The organism is Ralstonia flaminis (genome assembly GCF_958415495.1).
Classification (GTDB): Bacteria; Pseudomonadota; Gammaproteobacteria; order Burkholderiales; family Burkholderiaceae; genus Ralstonia; species Ralstonia flaminis.
Genome location: NZ_CATZLL010000006.1, coordinates 329,382 through 346,919 on the forward strand (window position 1 = coordinate 329,382; position 17,538 = coordinate 346,919).

At 64.8% G+C, this 17,538-nt stretch carries 18 protein-coding genes; 2 read left to right on the forward strand and 16 right to left on the reverse strand.

All coding sequences use genetic code 11. From position 1 onward, the window contains the following. Positions 1 to 46: 46 nt before the first annotated feature. A complete protein-coding gene (locus tag R2N11_RS12225) occupies positions 47 to 949 on the reverse strand; it encodes a LysR family transcriptional regulator (RefSeq protein ID WP_316681232.1) in 903 nt (300 codons plus the stop codon). Positions 950 to 1,056: 107 nt separating this feature from the next. Here R2N11_RS12225 and R2N11_RS12230 point away from each other — a divergent pair, with 107 nt between their 5' ends. Continuing rightward, on the forward strand, positions 1,057 to 1,947 hold the full coding sequence (locus R2N11_RS12230; RefSeq protein WP_316681233.1) for an NmrA/HSCARG family protein: 891 nt from the start codon (positions 1,057 to 1,059) through the stop codon (positions 1,945 to 1,947). 13 nt (positions 1,948 to 1,960) lie between these two features. On the opposite strand, the gene R2N11_RS12235 is transcribed toward R2N11_RS12230, so the two are convergent. From R2N11_RS12235 to R2N11_RS12295, 13 genes are all read right to left on the reverse strand, one after another. Continuing rightward, positions 1,961 to 2,557 (reverse strand): dual specificity protein phosphatase family protein, encoded by a 597-nt coding sequence (locus tag R2N11_RS12235; RefSeq protein ID WP_316681234.1) that lies wholly within the window; start codon positions 2,555 to 2,557, stop codon positions 1,961 to 1,963. Positions 2,558 to 2,570: 13 nt separating this feature from the next. Continuing rightward, complete coding sequence (locus tag R2N11_RS12240; protein ID WP_199032942.1) at positions 2,571 to 3,062, reverse strand: hypothetical protein; 492 nt, start codon at positions 3,060 to 3,062, stop codon at positions 2,571 to 2,573. Next, positions 3,059 to 4,198, reverse strand: a complete 1,140-nt coding sequence (locus tag R2N11_RS12245) for an MGDG synthase family glycosyltransferase (protein ID WP_316681235.1) — start codon at positions 4,196 to 4,198, stop codon at positions 3,059 to 3,061. Before R2N11_RS12245 ends, R2N11_RS12240 begins: the two co-directional genes overlap by 4 nt. 91 nt (positions 4,199 to 4,289) lie before the next feature. Next, entirely contained in the window at positions 4,290 to 5,033 is a 744-nt protein-coding gene (locus R2N11_RS12250; RefSeq protein WP_199032664.1) for a hypothetical protein, read from the reverse strand. Between the two features lie 54 nt (positions 5,034 to 5,087). Continuing rightward, on the reverse strand, positions 5,088 to 5,969 hold the full coding sequence (locus R2N11_RS12255) for a M48 family metallopeptidase (RefSeq protein WP_199032665.1): 882 nt from the start codon (positions 5,967 to 5,969) through the stop codon (positions 5,088 to 5,090). Continuing rightward, on the reverse strand, positions 5,966 to 6,718 hold the full coding sequence (locus tag R2N11_RS12260) for a lysophospholipid acyltransferase family protein (protein ID WP_199032666.1): 753 nt from the start codon (positions 6,716 to 6,718) through the stop codon (positions 5,966 to 5,968). The genes R2N11_RS12255 and R2N11_RS12260 overlap by 4 nt, the downstream gene beginning before the upstream one ends. Before the next feature lie 10 nt (positions 6,719 to 6,728). Next, positions 6,729 to 7,307 carry a D-glycero-beta-D-manno-heptose 1,7-bisphosphate 7-phosphatase gene (gmhB, locus tag R2N11_RS12265; RefSeq protein WP_199032667.1) on the reverse strand — a complete coding sequence of 193 codons (579 nt, stop codon included), beginning with the start codon at positions 7,305 to 7,307 and terminating at the stop codon, positions 6,729 to 6,731. A 19-nt stretch (positions 7,308 to 7,326) separates the two neighbouring features. Next, on the reverse strand, positions 7,327 to 9,420 hold the full coding sequence (glyS, locus tag R2N11_RS12270) for a glycine--tRNA ligase subunit beta (protein WP_316681236.1): 2,094 nt from the start codon (positions 9,418 to 9,420) through the stop codon (positions 7,327 to 7,329). Between the two features lie 74 nt (positions 9,421 to 9,494). Then, the gene (locus R2N11_RS12275; RefSeq protein ID WP_199032671.1) at positions 9,495 to 10,154 is read right to left on the reverse strand and encodes a hypothetical protein; all 660 of its coding nucleotides are present in this window, start codon (positions 10,152 to 10,154) and stop codon (positions 9,495 to 9,497) included. A gap of 5 nt (positions 10,155 to 10,159) precedes the next feature. Then, positions 10,160 to 11,140, reverse strand: a complete 981-nt coding sequence (gene glyQ / locus R2N11_RS12280) for a glycine--tRNA ligase subunit alpha (RefSeq protein WP_199032672.1) — start codon at positions 11,138 to 11,140, stop codon at positions 10,160 to 10,162. 186 nt (positions 11,141 to 11,326) lie between these two features. Beyond that, positions 11,327 to 12,838: an apolipoprotein N-acyltransferase gene (gene lnt / locus R2N11_RS12285; RefSeq protein WP_316681237.1), complete on the reverse strand. Its 1,512-nt coding sequence runs from the start codon at positions 12,836 to 12,838 to the stop codon at positions 11,327 to 11,329. A gap of 65 nt (positions 12,839 to 12,903) precedes the next feature. After that, the gene (locus R2N11_RS12290) at positions 12,904 to 13,797 is read right to left on the reverse strand and encodes a CorC family transporter (protein ID WP_199032670.1); all 894 of its coding nucleotides are present in this window, start codon (positions 13,795 to 13,797) and stop codon (positions 12,904 to 12,906) included. A gap of 142 nt (positions 13,798 to 13,939) precedes the next feature. Further along, entirely contained in the window at positions 13,940 to 14,473 is a 534-nt protein-coding gene (locus R2N11_RS12295; protein ID WP_316681238.1) for a hypothetical protein, read from the reverse strand. Between the two features lie 60 nt (positions 14,474 to 14,533). Here R2N11_RS12295 and R2N11_RS12300 point away from each other — a divergent pair, with 60 nt between their 5' ends. Next, positions 14,534 to 14,776, forward strand: coding sequence for a hypothetical protein (locus tag R2N11_RS12300; RefSeq protein WP_316681239.1), 243 nt, complete (start codon positions 14,534 to 14,536; stop codon positions 14,774 to 14,776). 931 nt (positions 14,777 to 15,707) lie between these two features. Here R2N11_RS12300 and ybeY read toward each other — a convergent pair. Continuing rightward, complete coding sequence (gene ybeY, locus R2N11_RS12305; protein WP_316681240.1) at positions 15,708 to 16,526, reverse strand: rRNA maturation RNase YbeY; 819 nt, start codon at positions 16,524 to 16,526, stop codon at positions 15,708 to 15,710. A 2-nt stretch (positions 16,527 to 16,528) separates the two neighbouring features. Beyond that, positions 16,529 to 17,521: a PhoH family protein gene (locus tag R2N11_RS12310; RefSeq protein WP_199031571.1), complete on the reverse strand. Its 993-nt coding sequence runs from the start codon at positions 17,519 to 17,521 to the stop codon at positions 16,529 to 16,531. Positions 17,522 to 17,538 lie beyond the last annotated feature (17 nt).

Consider the following 17,538-nt stretch of genomic DNA (forward strand, 5'->3'; position numbering starts at 1 on the left):
TTATTTTAGGGCGCCCTGGGCAAACGCGCTGATGGCCGGAAAGCTCTCAAGCTGTCAGGCCAAATTGATCCTTCAGCGCATCGACCAGAAAATCAGCAAACAGGCGCGTGCGTGCCAGCGGTGTGCGTGTCGGGTGCCAGACGAGTTGGACGGGCGTTGGCGGCGGCTCGAACGGCACCAGCACGATCTCGATGCGCCCCGCATCCAGCAGGTGACGCACTTGCCATAGCGGCCCGAAGCCGATGCCCAGCCCCTGCGCCACACCCTCGATGGCGGAAGTGCTGGCATCTGCGCGAAAGCGTCCACCCACCTTCACACGGTGCAGCTTGCCGTCGATCAGGAACGGCCAGGTGCTCTCTTGTCCGGGGACGGGCCGTACCACGCATGCGTGCTGTGCAAGGTCTGACGGGTGCTGTGGATAACCGTGTCGAGCGAAGTAGTCGGGTGTGCCAAACACCACACGCCGCAACACGCCCAGGCGCCGCGCCTTCAGGTCCGAGTCAGGCAGGTCACCGATGCGCACCGCCAGGTCCAGATCTCGCCCAATCAGATCGGCAAAGGCGTCCGTGAGCGCCAGGTCGACTTCCACGCGAGGATGGCGCGCCATGAATTTCGCGACGATGGGCACGATGTAGGTTGGTGCGAACAGTACCGGCGCGCTGATGCGCAGCACGCCAGACGGTTCGTCGCGCAGTTCGGCGGCTTCGGCCCAGGCCTCGTGGATTTCAGCAAACGCGGGCTTCACCCGACGGTAGAACGTCATACCGGCCTCGGTCGGGCTGCAACGGCGTGTGGTACGCCGGATCAGCGCGATGCCGATGCTCTGCTCCAGCAATGCCAACGCGCGGCTGACCGCTTGTAGCGAGCGCCCGAGCTGGCGTGCAGCAGCGGTCAGGCTGCCGGCCTCCACCACAGCGATGAAGACGGCAATGTCGTCAGCGCGATCCATGAATTCTCCTGATTATCGGGAGGATGTATTCGTCAATAACCATATTCTCTCAGGATATGACGCAATCTACGATGCACGCATCTCTCTCGCTAAACAAGGAGCGCGTGATGTCGAAGTCGGTGCAGACGGTATTGGTGGTAGGGGCGGCCGGGAAATTTGCTGGCCTGGTCGTGCCGGAACTGGTGGCGCGCGGCGTGCGCGTGCGCGGTCTGGTGCGGGACGAGCGGGGCGCGGCGCAGGCACGCCAGCGTGGCGCCACCGAGATCGCCATCGGTGACTTACGCGACGTCGCTTCGCTGGAGCGGGCGGTGGCGGGCGTGGATGGCGTGTTCTACATCGGTCCGGCCTTTGCGGCGGAAGAAACGCAGATGGGCCTGAACATGATCGATGTGGCGAAACGTGCAGGCGTGCGGCGTTTCGTGTTCTCGTCGGTGATCCAGCCGACCGACACATCGTTGGAGAATCATGTCGTCAAGGTGCCGGTGGAAAGCGCGCTGTACGCATCTGGCATGGCCTATACGATCCTGCATCCGGCCAATTTCTTTCAGAACTTGGCGCGCGGCTGGGACGGCATCGTCGCGCAGGGGCGCCTTGCCGAACCGCTGCCGGCGCAGACGCGCGTGGTGCGGGTCGACTATCGCGACGTGGCGGAAGTGGCTGCCATTGCGCTGACGTCGGATCGCCTCGCCTACGGCACGTTCGATCTGTGCAGCGACGAGGCGCCAACGCGCGGTGAAATCGCCCGGCTCATCAGCGATGCGCTGGGCCGTGAGATCAAGGCGGTGGAGATTTCATTTGAGCAATGGTCCGCGCGTGCAGCGCAGGTGCTCGACGCACATCAGCTGCAGATGCTGGGGAATGTCCAGAAACACTATGCGCAGCACGGACTGCGCGGCAATAGCCTGACGTTGCGCGCCATTCTCGGTCGGCCGCCGCGCTCGCTGGCGCAATACATTGGCGAGCTGGCCGCAGCCACGCGCGTGCCAAGCATGGCTTGATGTGGCGAGAGGCCTAGCCCTGCGCGTCGACCTGCTGGCGCAGCCGCTGGATGTCGACGCGCTGCAGATAGCGCGTGATGTTCTGCCAGATCGAGTGGAAGCCGTATCCGCCGTGCTGCAGTTCATCCAGTGCCTGCTCCTTCGTCCAGCCCTGGTACACCACGCGATACAGCGCCGACACCAGCCCCGTGCGGTCCGCACCATGCTGGCAGTGGATCAGCACCGGGCCGTCGCGTTCGACTTCGTGCAGGGCCTTGAGCGCGGTGACCATGTCTTCGTCGCGGATGTTCCACGTGTTGATCGGAATGCGTTGCATGGTGATGCCGCTGCCCGCCAGGATCTCGCTGTCTGAGTGGAAGGCGCGGAAGCTGATGACCTTCTTGATGCCGAGCTTCTGCAACTGCGCGACATCGCCCTTTGAAAGCTGCGCGCTGCGGTAGAGCGACAGTGTGATGCGGTGCAGGTTGTTCACCGGCGCGTCCGCTACGCTTTGCGCCCACTGGAGCGGGCGGCTGGCCGACGATTGGATGGGCGACGTGGTGTCTGCGTGGGCCGGTTGAAGGTGGCTGGTCAGCAGGAGCGCGGCGGCCGCAAGGGCGAGAATTCGCATGGTGGTGGGCAAGTCAGCGCGCGACGATGCGCGTGCGTGAGAGGAAGAACAGTACGACAGCCGCGGCGCTCATGGTCCAGTAGTCGGTTGGGGCAAAGGCCGCCCAGTGGATATGCCAAGGCACATTGGCAGGCGTGAACTTCGCGATGCCGTAAGCGGGGTTCAGCACGAACCAGAGGAAGTCCTCCACCAGCCAGAAGACCATGATGCAGGCGATGATGCGTGCCTCGATGCGCCACGACCACTGGCCGTTGAAGACCACCGGCAGGTGGAAGAACAGGGCCACGAACGGAAACACCCATGCGTGGTAGCCCGTCATCGGGCGGCCGCCCCAGAAGAGATCGAGCAGCCAGTGCTTTTCGATGCGCCACGTGGGCAGATTGGCGGCCCAGCCGGCGCTGCCTTCGATCTGGATCTCGACGTTCGCAAAGAAGAAGCCAAGCAGCACCACCCAGGCCACCAACGCCAGCGTGCGGCGTTGTGGAATGAAGTCGGTGGCGTTCATGCGGCGCGGGCTTGTGCGGTGAGGTCCAGCACCCGGTCGAGCACGAACTGCCCCGCGTTTGGACGACCCAGGGGCGCAATCTTGTGCCGCATCGCCGTCAGTCGATCCGGCTCCTTGAGCAACGCTTGAATGCGGAATTCAAGCGCGGCATCGTCGATGGCCTTGAGTGCGACGCCTTGCTCCAGCAGGAAGTCGGCATTGCGCTCTTCCTGGCCGGGGATGGGCGAGTTGACGATCATCGGCAACTGCATGGCCAGGCATTCGGAGGTGGTCAGGCCGCCCGGCTTGGTGATGACCAGGTCGGCGCAGGCCATCAGGCGCTCCACCTGATGCGTGAAGCCCTGCGGGAACAGGCGCCCCGGATGGCGCTGGGCAACACGTTGCAGCGCTTCCAGCATCGTCTGGTTCTTGCCCGCCAGCGCGATCAGCTGGAAGTCACCTTCCATCGCCAGCAGCCGCTCGGCCAGGGCATCGAGGCCGCCCAGGCCGGCGCCTCCCGACATCATCAGGAAGGTTTTGCGCTTCGGATCGATACCGAACTCTGCCGCACATGCAGAGCGGTCAAGCGGCTTGCCGAACGCCGGCATCACGGGAATGCCGCTCACGTGCACGGCATCGGCCGCCAGCCCGCGCTCGCGCATGCGCCACGCAATCTCTTCATTGGCCGCGAAGTAACCGCGCATGTTCGGCACGATCCACATGCTGTGCAGATCGAAGTCCGTCACCTGCACCCAGACCGGCACGTCCAGGCGCTCTTTGCGCAGTTCTCGGGAGAGCAGCTCCGCTGGCAGGAAGTGCGTGCAGATGATGGCGTCGGGGCGCTGTCGCTTGATCTCGGCCAGCAACGGGCGGCTGTTCAGCCGCTCGACCGCGCGGCGGATCTTCTGGGAGAACGCGCTGGGCGCTGTCTCATCGGTCTTCTGGTACAGATAGCCCCACAGCGCCGGCTGGTTGCTGACCAGCTTGATGTAGAAATCGGTGTAGAGCTTGCGAAAGCCGGCTGACACGAAGTCCATCACATCGAGGTGCGTGGCTTCGATGCCCGCGGGGTGCGCATCGGCAAAGGCGCGAATGGCTTCAGCGGCGCGCATGTGGCCGGCACCGGCACTGACACTCAGGAGCAGAATCTTCTTCATGGTTGGCGTAGGAGTTCCGGCGTCATCGGGTTGCCGGGTGGCGTATTCTCCACCAACCTTGGCACCCTGTGGAATGACGCAAACAGACGTGTCAGCGCGGCGCGATGGGCGGCAGGTCGATCGAAGCGTCGTCCGTGCAGCCCAGGAATTGCCACTGGCTCGGCTTGAACCGTGCTTCAGGGCCATCCGGTTCCGGCTTGGCGAATTCGGCCTCGATGTCGTAAGGGATTGAGGGGACGTCGAAGCGGGCAACTTGTCCGCGTTTGCAAGCGACGGACGCCGGCTGGCCCTCGCGTGACAGTTTCCCTTTCAGGTTGTAGGCGAACAGCGGACCGATGGCCTGGTCTTCGGCCAACACGAGCTTTGCGTTCCCGGACACATCCATCGCCTCAGTATTGACGCCCGCCACCCGCACCGGATGGGGAAAGCGAACGGCGCGCAGGCCGCGCAATGCCAGGGGCAAATCCTTCTCGCCGTTGTCAAACGGATCGTAGCGGTTGATCTGGCTGCCCGCCGGAATCACCAGTTCGCCATACTGAAAGTCGCGATCGAGATTGAAGTTTTGCCGCGCGACCCGGTTCGCATCCTTTGCTGCGATGTCGCGCGAGATGCCGACGGATTCGTAGTACAGATAACCCGCCCATAGATCCAGCACGGCAAGCACAGCCACCAACGCCCGCAGCCGCGTTCGCGCTTTTCTGGACAGAGGAGGGCGTTTCTTCGCCGGCCTGACCATGACGATACCGATCATCAAGACCGTACCCACCACACCCACCAGCGGCAGCACGACAAGCAGCAGGAAGCCCAGCAGGGAAAGAGTGGGGGCAAAGATCATGGATGGCGGCGCTGCGTGTTCGCGCCGTTTGTGGAGGGCGAGAGGACTGCGCCCTTAGAACGCCGGCAGATATTCCGGCGGATGCGAACGCAGTTGCTCGCGCGCTTCGCGAAACTCAGGGAAGATCGATTCCACCGTGTCCCAGAAGCGCGGGCTGTGGTTCATCTCCTTGAGGTGCGCAAGCTCATGCGCGACCACGTAGTCGATCAGACTCATCGGGAAATGCACGAGGCGCCAGTTCAGGCGGATCTTGCCGTCAGCCGTGCAACTGCCCCAGCGCGTGGCAGCCGATGACAGCGCGTACGCGCTATGCCGCACGCCCAGGCGCTCCGCATACACCTCAAGTCGCTCACCGAACACGCGCCGCGCCTGCGTCTGCAGCCAGCCTTGTACTCGATCCTTGATCTGCTGCTCGGTCGCCGAAGGCGGTAGCCCCAGATGCAGCATGCATGCATCGGCATCGAACATCAGCGCGCCGATGGGCGACTCCAGCTTGAGCGTGATCGATTTGCCGAGGAAGGGCAACGTTGCGCCATCCTGCCATTCCATCGGCGGCAGCATGCGGCGCGCGGCGCTGGTGCGCCATTCCGCCAGCTTGGCGAAGATCCACTTCTGCTTTTCGCTGATGGCGTGTTCGATCTCGCCGAGCGTGACCCAGCGCGGCGCGGTGATCGACAAACCACGGTCATCGATGACAAAGCCGATGGTGCGCCGCGACGAACGCTTGAGGTTGTACACCAGCGCACGCTCGCCCAGGGTCAGGCGGCGCTGGTTGGGGCCGAGCTGTACGGTGGTGGGATCGACTGCGGGGGGAGCGAGGAGGGTGGCGTCCGGCTGCGAGTGCGAGAGCGACGGGGCTTCAGGCGCGAGCAGCGGCAGTTCGAGCTGAACGCTGTCGGCGGTGGTAGGCGAAGTCGGTGGTCGCAGCAGTTTCATGCACGCTCGCGGTAGCTATCGGCGTCGATTCTACGCATTTCTGTTTCGATCCACGCTTCGACTTCGCGGTTGAGTTCGTCGCTGGTCTTGCCGGCAGTCGGGATGGCAGGGCCGACCGACAGCGTGATCAGACCCGGATACTTCAGGAATGAGTTGCGCGGCCACACGCGCCCGGAATTGTGGGCGATGGGGATGACCCAAGCGCCGGTATCGACGGCAAAGCGTGCACCGCCGCTCTTGTAGCGCGGCTTCGGATCGCCCGAGCGCGTGCGCGTGCCTTCCGGAAACATGATGACCCACGCGCCATCGGCCAAGCGCTCCTTGCCCTGGCGCGCCACCGAGGCGAACGCGTTGGCGCCGTCCTTGCGGTTGATGTGCACCATCTTCAGCAAGCCCAGCGTCCAGCCGAAGAACGGCACGAACAGCAGTTCGCGCTTGAACACGAAGCACAGCGGGCGCGGCATGGTCGCAACGAACGCCATGGTCTCCCAGGCCGACTGATGCTTGGAGAGCAGGACCACCTGCTTGTTGGTGGCGACGGCCTCTTCAATATGTTCCCAGCCCTCGTATTTCCAGCGGATGCCGACCACGAAGCGCGCCGTCCAGATCACGGACTTGGTCCAGCCCGTCACCATCCAGAAGCGGCGATGTGGGTTGAGGAACGGAAACACGATGAAGCAGGCCACCGCGTAGATCGGTGTCCAGACGACCAGGAAAATCAGGAGCAGCAGCGAGCGGATAAAGTTCATGGATGGGAATTCAAGGGGCACGCGAAGGCGTACCCTGGGCGGGCGGCGACAGCAGTGCGCGTGCAAACGCGCGCAGGTCGTTGTGGATCTGGGTGCCAGGCGGCAGATTGCCGGCATCACGCGTCTTGGTGCCTTTGCCGGTCAGCACGAGGTGCGGCAGGGCACCGACTTCCACGCCAGCCTGCAGATCGCGCAGCGAATCGCCAACCACCGGCACGCCGGTCAGGTCCACGTCAAAGCGGCGCGCGATCTCGCGGAGCATGCCGGCCTTGGGCTTGCGGCATTCGCAGGCGTCCGCGGCAGTGTGCGGGCAGAAGAAGACGGCATCGACACGGCCACCGAATGAGGCCAGCGCCTTGTACATCTTCTCGTGCATGGCATTGAGCGCGGCCGCCTCAAAGAGACCACGCCCGATGCCCGACTGGTTTGTCGCCACCACCACCTGATAGCCAGCCTGGTTCAGCTCGGCAATCGCCTCCAGGCTGCCGTCAATGGGGATCCACTCGTCGGGCGACTTGATGAACTGGTCGCTGTCGAGGTTGATGACACCATCGCGGTCGAGAACCACCAGCTTGGGGACGTGAGGCATGTCAGGCTCCGAACAATGCTCAAGCGGCCAGCTTGGAGATGTCCGCCACGCGGTTCATCAGGCCGTGCAGTTCGCCCAGCAGCGCGAGACGGTTGTCGCGCAGCGCGGTGTCGTCGGCCATCACCATGACGCCGTCGAAGAACGTGTCGACCGCTTCGCGCAGGCCGGCCAGCGTTTTCAGTGCCGTGGTGAAGTCGCCGCGTGCAAAGGCGTCGTGCACATGCGGTTCGGACAAGGCCACGGCCTGATGCAGCGCGCGCTCGGCGTCTTCCTTGAGCAACAGCGGCTGCACCGCACCGATGGCCACATCCGTCTTTTTCAGGATGTTGGTGATGCGCTTGTTGGCAGCGGCCAGCGCCTCGGCCTGCGGCAGAGCGGCAAAGGCGCGTACGGCTTCCAGACGCGCGACGATGTCGTCCAGGCGCTGCGGGCGTTGGCTGACCACGGCTTCCACTTCATTGGTGCTGTAGCCCTTGTCCTTCAGGTAGCCGCGCAGGCGGTCGTACAGGAAGTCGGTGATGGCGGCCAGATCTGGCTTGACGGCGGCGATGCCATCGAAGCTGGCGGCGGCAATCTGCAGCGCGTCGTCGATCGTGAGCACGAGCGGCTTCTCGATCAGCATGCGCAGGATGCCCAGCGCGTGGCGGCGCAGTGCAAACGGGTCTTTCTCTCCCGTGGGTTGCAGGCCGATCCCCCAGATGCCGACCAGCGTTTCCAGCTTGTCGGCCAGCGCCACCACGGTGCCGGTCGCGGTCGAGGGCAGTGCGTCGCCGGCAAAGCGCGGTTGGTAGTGCTCGGAGCAGGCCAGCGCCACGTCGTCGGGTTCGCCGTCGTGGCGAGCGTAGTACGTGCCCATCGTGCCTTGTAGCTCGGGGAATTCGCCCACCATGTCGGTCAGCAAATCGGCCTTGGCCAGCAGCGCGCCCCGCGAGGCGTGTGCGACATCCGCGCCGAGCTTTTCTGCGAGTTGACCAGCGATGGCCTGCAGGCGCGACACACGCTCAAGCTGCGTGCCGATCTTGTTGTGATAGACCACGCGCGAGAGCAGCGGTACGCGATCGGCCAGCGGCTTCTTCTTGTCCTGCTCGAAGAAGAAGCGGGCATCGGCCAGGCGCGGGCGCACTACGCGCTCGTTGCCCTGGATGATGGCCTCCGGCGTGCCGGTGGCGATGTTCGAGACGATCAGGAAGCGGTTGCGCAGATGGCCTTGCGCGTCGGTCAGCGCAAAGTACTTCTGGTTGGTCTGCATGGTCAGGATCAGGCACTCCTGCGGCACGGCGAGGAAGGCTTCCTCAAAGTGGCAGGGGTAGACCACGGGCCATTCGACCAGTGCGTTCACTTCGTCCAGCAGCGCTTCGGGCATGACGACCGTATCGGCGCCGGCGGTCTTGAGCAGTTCAGCGCGGATGGCTTCGCGGCGCTTGGCGTAGCTGGCGATGACCTTGCCTTGGGCTTCCAGCGTGCTGGCGTACGACGTGGCATCGGCGATGACGATGTCGCCGGCTGACAGGAAGCGGTGGCCCAGGGTCACGTTGCCCGATTGCAGGCCCAGTGCGCTGACAGGGATGACTTCGCTATCGAGCAGCGCGATCAGTTTGTGCGCCGGGCGCACGAACTGCACGTTGTCACCGTTCGGGCGCTGGTACGTCATCACCTTCGGGATCGGCAGGTTGGCGATGGTCTGCGACAGTGCGGTCTGCAGGCCCTCGGCCAGCACGGCGCCGCGTGCGGTGTAGCGATAGAAGAGCGACTCAGCCTTGCCGTCCGGTGCACGTTCAAGTGACTCGGGCGCAATGGCTTCCACACCCACCGTCTTGGCCAGTGTGGCCAGCTTCTTGATCAGCGGCGCAGCCGGCTTGCCTTCTGCATCGAAGGCGATGGTCACGGGCAGTACCTTCTCGCGCAGCTCGCGATCGGGCGCGGCACGGCGCACGCCGGTGATCGAGGCAGCCAGGCGGCGCGGCGTGGCAAAGCCTTCCACGCTGGCGTTGTCTTCCAGCAGGCCTTGTGCCGACAGGCCGTCAAAGAGGCTGCGCGCAAACGCCTCGCCCAGGCGGGCCAGTGCTTTGGGCGGCAGTTCTTCGGTCAGCAGTTCGATCAGGAGGGTGGACATAGCAGTTGAATCGGTGACGTCGTTGTTCTGCGCCGCTTGAGGCTGAGTGCCGGAGCGGCGGTTACGTATTTCGGTTAGCAGGGTGAGCCGGGAACGGGCTCCACGCCCGAGAGCAGCCACACGCCGTTTTGCTGCTGGAACTGCAGTTGCGTGCCGGCGCACTGGCCCGGGGGCGGCGGCGGTGCGATCGGCGCGGGGTTGGTGCCGGGCGCAGCGGCGTCGCGGCGCAGGAAGCGTGCGGACAGCGTGCCGCGGCGCTCGTCATAGCGCACCTCTTGCAGCGTGCCGGACACATTGAATTCCAGTCGGCTCGGCAGTTGCGATGCCGAGCGGAACACGCGCGCACGGCGCTGCGCCTTGGCCCCAGAGCCTTGCCATTCGACCCAGGTGAGCGGGAAGCGCAGGGCGGTGGCGTACGTGCGCAGCGGCACACGGTGCCAGCCGAGGTCACGCGCGCCGGACAGGTCGCAGGCCATCGTGCGCGCCAGGCTCGTCCATTGGTCGAGTGCGGGCGGGGCAGGCGTCCACGCGGTGCCCAGCGCCTGTTGCAGTGGCTTGGAGTCGGCCACGCAGATCTGTGTCAGGTTACTCGGCACGACGAAGATCTTTTCCGTCGATGCCGGCTTGGACGTGCGATGCCGCGCCGCTTGCGCAACGCTTGCCGGCAGCGCCAGCGCGGCAATCGACGCCGCCGTCAGCAAGGCCAGCCCGCGTCGCGCGGTTTGGACCCGCATGGCCGTCATGCAGCCTCCGTGGCAGCGGCAGCGGTGCCGCACATCGGGAAGCCCAGGCGCTCGCGCGAATCGTAGTAAGCCTGCGCGACCAGGCGCGACAGATTGCGGATGCGGCCGATGTAGGCGGCGCGCTCCGTCACCGAAATGGCGCCGCGTGCGTCGAGCAGGTTGAACGTGTGGCCGGCCTTGAGCACTTGCTCGTAGGCGGGCAGGGCGAGCTGCACGACCGGGGCGCCATCGTCTGCCGCACCTTCCTTACCTTCTGCGGGCACGCCCATCAGGCGCTTGGCTTCGGCTTCGTGCTCGGCAAAGCGGCGGAACAGTACGGTGGTATCGGCTTGCTCGAAGTTGTAGGTCGATTGCTCGACTTCGTTCTGGTGGTAGACATCACCGTAGGTCAGGCGGCGCTTGACGGGGCCGTTCGGACCCGGTTCTTCCCACTCCGTCCAAACCAGGTCATAGATGTTCTCGACTTTCTGGATGTACATCGCCAGGCGTTCGATACCGTAGGTGATTTCACCGGTAACGGGCTTGCAATCCAGGCCGCCAACTTGCTGGAAGTACGTGAACTGCGTGACTTCCATGCCGTTGAGCCAGACTTCCCAGCCGAGGCCCCAGGCGCCGAGCGTGGGGTTTTCCCAGTCGTCTTCCACAAAGCGGACGTCGTTCTGCTTGAGGTCCAGGCCCAGTGCTTCCAGCGAGCCGAGGTACAGGTCGAGGATGTTTTCCGGCGCGGGCTTGAGCACCACCTGATACTGGTAGTAGTGCTGCAGGCGGTTGGGGTTCTCGCCGTAGCGGCCGTCCTTGGGGCGGCGCGACGGTTGCACGTAGGCGGCGCGCCATGGCTCAGGGCCGATCGCACGCAGGAAGGTATGCACGTGCGAGGTGCCGGCGCCGACTTCGAGGTCGATCGGTTGCAGCAGGGCGCAGCCCTGGGCGTCCCAGTACGACTGCAGCTTCAGGATGAGTTGCTGGAAGGTAAGCATGGTGGTACCTGGTGGTCCGCCGCGGCCAGAACGTTCAGGGCGCAGCGTGACGGTGGAATGCAGCGGCGGGCACGAGAAGCGCATGGCCCCGCAGTTACGTGCATGAGCGCCGCAAAACGTTGAATTTTAGCGTTTTTTGTCAGCCGCCCCGGAAAGTGGCTCGAAAGCCCTCCGGGCGGCGAACGATCAATCCGCTTTTGCCTTGCGGCGACGTGCGAATGCGATCAGCAGTACCAGCACGCCCAGGCTCAGCGCGGGTGCGTTGCCGGCCCGCACAAACGGTGTCAGCCCTTGCATACCTTGCACTTCGGTTTGCAGCGTGCCGAGCGTGAAAACGGGCAGGCGCGCCTGCACGCTGCCATCCGGGCGCACCACGGCGGTGGCGCCGGTATTGGTGGCGCGCAGCATCGGCCGGCCGGTTTCCAGTGCACGCATGCGCGAGATCTGCAGGTGCTGGTCCAGCGCGATCGTGTCGCCAAACCACGCCAGGTTGGTCACGTTGGCCAGCATGCTGGCGGGCTGGTCCGCATGCCGCAGCGAGGCGGCGATCTCTTCGCCAAACAAATCCTCGTAGCAGATGTTGGGCGCGACGCGCTGATCGGCCACTGTCATGGCTGGCTGCACGGGCAGGCCACGCCGGAAATCGCCCAGCGGCATGTTCATCATGTTGACGAACCAGTGGAAGCCGAAGGGGATGAACTCGCCGAACGGCACCAGATGGTGCTTGTTGTAGCGGTATACGCCCTGGACCTGCGGGCCGACGCCGAACACGCTGTTGGTGTAGTCCACCGCCGAGTCCTGGCTGGCCGCGCCAAACAGCACGCTGGAGCCGGTGGTATCCACGTACGTGCGGATGGCCAGCGCGATCTCCTGCGGCATCTCCTGGATCATGATCGGGAAGGCCGTCTCGGGCGTGATCACCAGTTGCGCGGGCTGTTCGGTGACCATCTTCGTGTACAGCTCCAGCGAACGCTCGATGCCGGTCTGCTGGAACTTCACATCCTGCGGCACATTGCCTTGCAGAAGGCGCACGGAGATCGGCTTGCCTACGGGCTGTGTCCACGCGATGTTGTGCAACGGCCAGCCGGCCACCAGTACCGCGGCGCCCATGATGACCGTCAGCCAATGCAGGCGGCGCTCGGCGGCCACGCACAGCAGGCCGGCCAGCACGGCTGCAATCAGCACGATGCCGTACACACCCACTAGCGGCGCGTAGCCAGCCAGCGGGCCATCGGTGTGCGCATAGCCGCCGTTGATCCAGGGAAAGCCAGTCCACACCGTGCCGCGCAGCCATTCGACGACGGCCCACGCCGCGCCGAACACCAGCGCGGATGCCGTGCCCGACCAGCGCCCGCGTCGCGTCAGCCACTGCCACGCCCACACCGCCAGCGCCGGATGCAGTGCGAGGTAGCCGGTGAACAGCAGCACCGCAAGCCCGGCCATCCACGCTGGCATGTCGCCGTAGACGTGCATGCTGATGTAGAGCCACCACACGCCCGAGAGGAACCAGCCGAGCCCGAAGGCATAGCCGACCCAGGCGGCGTCACGCAGGCGCGGCGCGCGCTGTACCAGGGCCGCGAGCCCCGTGAGCGACAGGATCTGCAGCCACCACCAGTGGTTGGGCGCGAACGACAGCGTGTGCATGACGCCCAGCAGCACCGCCAGCGGCATGGCAAAGCGCAGCCGCGCGAGTGGCACGGCAGGGGCGTCCTGCCGACGGGGGGATACCCCGGCAGGGGAGGAGAACTGAGCGGGCACGGAAGTCAGGCGGGGTTGGAACCCGTTGCGTTGACCGAGGCATCGCCACCGGTCGGGGTGGTGAGACGGCGCACCAGCAGCACTTGCACTTGCCGCGCATCGGCGCGCAGCACATCGAACTGCAGCGTGCCCAGAACGATCTTCTCGCCCCGATGCGGCACACGGCCGAGATGGTTGGACAGCAGCCCGCCAACGGTATCGACGTCCTCATCGGAGAAATGCGTGCCGAAGGCTTCGTTGAACTGGCTGATCTCGGTCAGGCCGCGCACGCGCATGTGGCCGTCGGCGGTGGCCAGGATGTTGTCTTCTTCCTGGTCGAAGTCGTATTCGTCTTCGATGTCGCCGACGATCTGCTCCAGCACGTCTTCGATGGTGATGAGGCCGGCCACGCCGCCGTACTCGTCAACGACGATTGCGATGTGGTTCCGGTTGACGCGAAAGTCGCGCAGCAACACGTTCAGGCGCTTCGATTCCGGAATGAACACGGCCGGGCGCAGCATGTCGCGCACGTCGAAGTCTTTGTCGGTGTAGTAGCGCAGCAGGTCCTTGGCCAGCAGGATGCCGATGATGTTGTCACGGCTGCCCTCGTAGACCGGGAAGCGTGAATGCGCCGCTTCCTGCACGTAAGGGATGAACTCGGACGGCGCGTCGGCGATGTTGATCGCGTCCATCTGCGCACGCGGGATCATGATGTCGCGCGCGCACAGGTCCGAGACCTGGAAGACGCCTTCGATCATCGACAGGGAGTCGGCGTCGATCAGGTTGCGCGCGTGCGCGTCTTGGAGGATTTCTAGAAGCTCGGCCCGCGATTCGGGCTCGGGCGAGATGAGGTCGGTCAGGCGTTCCAGCAGCGAGCGGGGTTTGTCGGCTGGCTTCGGACTGGGATACGGATCATTCATGGCGCGGTCGCGCGTCGTTAAACATCGGCCCAGCATACACCAAAAGACTCGCCGCCCCGATGACGTGGGCGGCGGCTTGGTGATCCCTTCCAACACAGCGCGGGGTGGGCGACATGCCTCCTGATGTGCGTTGAATTGCACTTCAGGAGGCCGGCCCGGGTGGCGCGGCATGGCGCCTGCCGAGGGGGAAACGGTCAGTCGCCGTTGACCTTGCCGCCTTGCTGGTGACCGTCGTCACCGGTGTGCCCGCTACCCTCATTACTGCCTGTGCCCTGGTGGCCGTCGCCACCATGATCGTTGTTGCCTTGGCCGTTGTCGTCCTGGCCTTGGTGATTGCCCTTGTCCTTGTGATTGCCGTTGTCGTGGCCGGAATGGGTGTGGCCGTCACCATTGCCATCGTGATGGCCATGGCTGTCGGGGTCGCCTTGGTGCTCATGGTGGTTGCCGGAATCGCCACCACGATCGTCGCCACCGCCATGGTCGTGATCCCCGCCGTGGTTGCCGTTGCCACCGTGATCATGGTCTCCGCCGTGGTTGCCGTCGCCCCCGTGGTCGTGATCTCCGCCATGGTTGCCATCACCGCTGTGATCGTGGTCGCCGCCGTGGTTGCCATCACCACCGTGGCCGTGGTCTCCGCCGTGGTTACCGTCGCCACCGTGGTCGTGATCCCCGCCATGATCGTGATGATGGTGGTGGTGCCCGCCGCCAGGCGCTGGCGCCGGAGCGGGCGTCGGAGTTGGCGTCGGTGTCGGTGTCGGTGTCGGTGTCGGTGTCGGTGTCGGAGTTGGTGTCGGTGTCGGTGTCGGAGTTGGTGTCGGAGTTGGAGTTGGAGTTGGAGTTGGAGTTGGAGTTGGAGTTGGAGTTGGAGTTGGAGTTGGAGTTGGAGTCGGACTCGGACTCGGACTCGGACTCGGACTCGGACTCGGACTCGGACTCGGACTCGGACTCGGACTCGGACTCGGACTCGGACTCGGGCTAGGCGATTTGCCGGGCGCTGGAGCGGGGGCCGGCGAGTTGTTGTTCGTGGAGGGTGGTGCCGTCACGTTGCTGGTCACAGGAGCTGGTGCCGGCGTGGTGACGGGGTCCGATTTGTTGCTGTGGTAGCGGCCGAGCGTGGTGGCGCCGGCGTAGGCCGTCCAGCGTCCGGCGATTTCCATATCGGCGCCGGCCAACCAGTGGTCGCCGGTTGCGCCGACGCCTACCAGCGCCTTGCTGCTCGCGAAGTCGTAGCCGCCGCCGATGAGCGCTTGCACGCTGGTACTGCCGACCACTGCCTGTACACGTGGGCGGATCGTGCCCTGCGCGATCATGAAGTTCACTTCCGCGCCGACCACGTTGTTGCTGCCCGAGACATTGACGGTGCGGCAAGCAATCTGCGCGCCCGGATGCCATGCGCCGTCGAACACGACGACGATGCCCGCGTAGCACGATTGCTTGTGGTCTGCGTGGGCGATGCGTGGCGTGACCGCCAACGCAGTGCCGACACCGACGCCCACGAGCAGCGTGGCCCATGGGATGCTGTCCATGAAACGTTGACGCATGATGACCTCCCCGGGGGGCCGAGCCCGCCTGTGCGTGGGTTGGCCCATGACGCCTTGCGTGGCGACGTTTATCGAGCGCGCTCGGGTGGCGGCTTATGTGTCGAGGATAGGGATTGCCATGGCAAAGCCCATGCGCCATACGGAGAGCAGGGCGGGTACCGGATGGCCGACGGTCGATGCGGGGCGTATGAGCGATTCGATGGGCGCGCGCCTGCATCGAATGGCGGAGGAAATGCCGCAAACCATTGTCAGGACTGGATCTGCGGAAAACGGACTTGATTCAGCGTTGAAACGCGGTGTTTCGTTTGTGTAGCAGGAAGCAAAAACGCCGGCACACGGCCGGCGTTTGAGAGCGATAGGGGATGCGCGTCAGCGGCTCGCGTACGGATCGGCAAAACCCAGATCGCCGAGGATCTCGGTTTCGATGCCTTCCATCTCTTCGGCATCGGCAGGGTCTTCGTGGTCATAGCCCTGAGCATGCAGCGCGCCGTGCACGATCAGGTGCGCATAGTGCGCGACCAGTGGCTTGCCTTGTTCCTTGGCTTCCTTCTCCACCACCGGGCAGCACAGCACGATGTCGGCGGCAACCGGGTCTTCCTCGCTTTCTGCGTACGAGAACGTCAGTACGTTGGTGGAGTAGTCCTTGTCTCGGTACGTGCGGTTGAGCGTGCGGCCTTCTTCTTCGCCCACAAAGCGCACGTTGAGCTGTGCATCAGCAAACAGCGCCGGGGCGATCCACGCTTCGATGTCCTTCTCTTTCGGCAGCGCCTTGCGGGCAGCGGCCTTCAGCTCATCGCCGTGCTGCACGGTGAGGTCGAGCGTGAGCATTTCTGCGTCGTCGAGGGCTTCGCCGCCGTGGTTCCAGAACGTGTCGTCGAGGTTTTCGGTTCGCTCGGTTTGTACCGGCTCGGCCTCGATGCGCAGCGTGACGCTGTCGTGGTGCTCGGGGCGCAGCGACAGCATGGCGTTCGTGTTGGTGTCCGAATGCTCGGCAACAAGGGTGATGGCTCCATCGGCGGTATCGGGCACGCTGATGATCAGGCTGCGGCCATCCGCAAAGGCGATGCGCAGGGCGCTGGCGTCCACCGTCTTCGGCTTGCCCTTGGCGTCGAATACATCGACACGCGGGCCGAGTGCTTCAGGCGCAGCGGGTTGGGTTTTCTTGGTCTTGGTTTTGTCTTTAGCCACGTTCAGGCGTCCTTATGCTGGGCATGGAATTCGTCATAAGCCTCGACGATGCGGGCGACCAGCGGGTGCCGCACCACGTCGATGCTGGAAAAGCGCGTCATCGACACGCCGCGCACGTCACGCAGCACGTGCTGCGCTTCGACAAGGCCACTCTTCTGGCCGCGCGGCAGGTCGATCTGCGTGGTGTCACCGGTGATCACCGCCTTGGAGCCGAAGCCGATCCGCGTGAGGAACATCTTCATCTGTTCCGGCGTGGTGTTCTGGGCTTCGTCCAGGATGATGAAGGCGTGGTTGAGGGTGCGCCCGCGCATGTATGCCAGCGGCGCGATCTCGATCATCTGGCGCTCGAACATCTTCTGCGTCTTGTCGAAACCGAGCAGGTCGTACAGCGCGTCGTACAGCGGGCGCAGGTACGGGTCGACCTTCTGCGCGAGGTCGCCCGGCAGGAAGCCCAGGCGCTCGCCGGCTTCCACAGCAGGGCGCGTCAGCACGATGCGCTTGATGGCGTCGCGTTCCAACGCATCCACCGCGCAGGCGACGGCCAGGTACGTCTTGCCCGTACCTGCCGGGCCGATGCCGAACGACAGGTCGTGCGAGAGGATGCTGCGCAGGTATTCGCGCTGCATGGGCGTGCGGCCATGCAGATCGGTGCGGCGCGTGTGCAACACCGGCGAGAGGTCGTTGCCGTCGGGCACGTCGACGCTCGATTCCGGCAGGTAGGCGCCGTGCGCAGCCACCTGGCGGGTTTCCACCAGGCCAAGCTGGATGTCGTCCACCGACAGCGGATCGCGTGCGGCGTTGTAGAACGTTTCCAGCGCATTGGCTGCGCCTTGCGCGTTGGCGCCGCGCACAGTGAACTTGGCGCCGCGCCGGTTGATGGTCACGTCCAGCGCCTGTTCGATCTGGCGGAGGTTTTCATCCAACGGCCCGCACAGGTTCTGCAGGCGCGCGTTGTCGTTCTTGGGCGCGGTGAATTCAGCGGTGGTCGGTTTCATCCAATCCGTCTGTGTTG

What these genes read in the sequence shown, in the direction of transcription:
- gmhB (WP_199032667.1), bottom strand. Translation starts at nt 7,307, where the DNA reads ATGCCTCACGTCCCCAAGCTGGTGGTTCTCGACCGCGATGGTGTCATC.
- R2N11_RS12310 (WP_199031571.1), bottom strand. Translation starts at nt 17,521, where the DNA reads ATGAAACCGACCACCGCTGAATTCACCGCGCCCAAGAACGACAACGCG.
- R2N11_RS12225 (WP_316681232.1), bottom strand. Translation starts at nt 949, where the DNA reads ATGGATCGCGCTGACGACATTGCCGTCTTCATCGCTGTGGTGGAGGCC.
- R2N11_RS12235 (WP_316681234.1), bottom strand. Translation starts at nt 2,557, where the DNA reads ATGCGAATTCTCGCCCTTGCGGCCGCCGCGCTCCTGCTGACCAGCCAC.
- glyS (WP_316681236.1), bottom strand. Translation starts at nt 9,420, where the DNA reads ATGTCCACCCTCCTGATCGAACTGCTGACCGAAGAACTGCCGCCCAAA.
- R2N11_RS12230 (WP_316681233.1), top strand. Translation starts at nt 1,057, where the DNA reads ATGTCGAAGTCGGTGCAGACGGTATTGGTGGTAGGGGCGGCCGGGAAA.
- R2N11_RS12295 (WP_316681238.1), bottom strand. Translation starts at nt 14,473, where the DNA reads ATGGCGGGGATCACGACCACGGTGGCGACGGTAACCACGGCGGAGACC.
- glyQ (WP_199032672.1), bottom strand. Translation starts at nt 11,140, where the DNA reads ATGCTTACCTTCCAGCAACTCATCCTGAAGCTGCAGTCGTACTGGGAC.
- R2N11_RS12275 (WP_199032671.1), bottom strand. Translation starts at nt 10,154, where the DNA reads ATGCGGGTCCAAACCGCGCGACGCGGGCTGGCCTTGCTGACGGCGGCG.
- R2N11_RS12250 (WP_199032664.1), bottom strand. Translation starts at nt 5,033, where the DNA reads ATGATCTTTGCCCCCACTCTTTCCCTGCTGGGCTTCCTGCTGCTTGTC.
- R2N11_RS12245 (WP_316681235.1), bottom strand. Translation starts at nt 4,198, where the DNA reads ATGAAGAAGATTCTGCTCCTGAGTGTCAGTGCCGGTGCCGGCCACATG.
- R2N11_RS12255 (WP_199032665.1), bottom strand. Translation starts at nt 5,969, where the DNA reads ATGAAACTGCTGCGACCACCGACTTCGCCTACCACCGCCGACAGCGTT.
- R2N11_RS12240 (WP_199032942.1), bottom strand. Translation starts at nt 3,062, where the DNA reads ATGAACGCCACCGACTTCATTCCACAACGCCGCACGCTGGCGTTGGTG.
- R2N11_RS12260 (WP_199032666.1), bottom strand. Translation starts at nt 6,718, where the DNA reads ATGAACTTTATCCGCTCGCTGCTGCTCCTGATTTTCCTGGTCGTCTGG.
- R2N11_RS12290 (WP_199032670.1), bottom strand. Translation starts at nt 13,797, where the DNA reads ATGAATGATCCGTATCCCAGTCCGAAGCCAGCCGACAAACCCCGCTCG.